2 protein-coding genes are annotated in these 775 nt (G+C 65.4%); both read right to left on the bottom strand.

Annotated features, from left to right (window positions below; genetic code table 11):
* On the bottom strand, positions 1–276 hold a 276-nt coding region (locus FK530_RS24435), incomplete at its 3' end, for a fluoride efflux transporter FluC (protein WP_231706786.1).
* A gap of 29 nt (positions 277–305) precedes the next feature.
* Positions 306–775: fluoride efflux transporter FluC (locus FK530_RS24430; RefSeq protein WP_146489430.1), on the bottom strand; the 470-nt coding region annotated here is incomplete at its 5' end.

Here is a 775-nt window from a genome sequence, read left to right as displayed (position 1 = left end):
GTGCGCGCACCCCATCAGCACGCGACCTGAGCGGAGGAGCCTGGCTCCCTCCACGCTGGCCGTACTGAACGTGGAGTAGCCGCCCAGGAGTCCGGTACCCAGCAGCGGTACCACGCCCGCGATGCCGGGCAACTTCGAGGCGAGCCCGGAGAGCAGGCCGATGAAGAAGCAGGCACTGAGGTTGACGACAACCGTACCCAGAGGCACTGACAGAGTGTTCCGGGCCGTGACCTTCGAGTCGACAAGAAACCGCAAACTCGCTCCCAGGCCACCCATCACGGCGATTCCTGCCCACATGATCGGACTCATGAGCGACCCTCGTCTTCCGCCGACTCCGCGACGACCTCGTCAACAGGTGCGACATCGGCGAGGACCTCATCCTCGGGGCGATCTCGCCTGAGTGTGGTGACCGCGCTCTTGGCGGACTGTATCCCCAGCATCGCGCAGACCAAGCCCAGCGTCACGCTCCCGACCACGTACACCAGCCCGACAACGATGTCAGATTCGGGTCCTCCCAGGAGACGGTCGCTCTCCAGGACGAATGTCGAGTACGTGGTGAACCCGCCGATGACACCCGTCCCGATCCCGATCCTGGCAGCCCGACGCCACCCGACGTCATCCCCCGACAGCGCGAGGGACTCCTGGAGGACCCCGAGAAGGAAGGAACCGACCATGTTGATCATCCACGTGGTCCAGGGGAAGCTCCCCGCTCCCGCAGGATGCATCGTCTCAAGCGCCGTGCGCGCAAGCGTTCCCACCGCTCCTCCCAGTCCCA

Source organism: Tsukamurella conjunctivitidis (assembly GCF_007858475.1).
GTDB classification, from domain to species: Bacteria; Actinomycetota; Actinomycetes; order Mycobacteriales; family Mycobacteriaceae; genus Tsukamurella; species Tsukamurella conjunctivitidis.
Note: the sequence above shows the minus strand (reverse complement) of the source record. Positions and strands in the feature narration are given on the sequence as shown.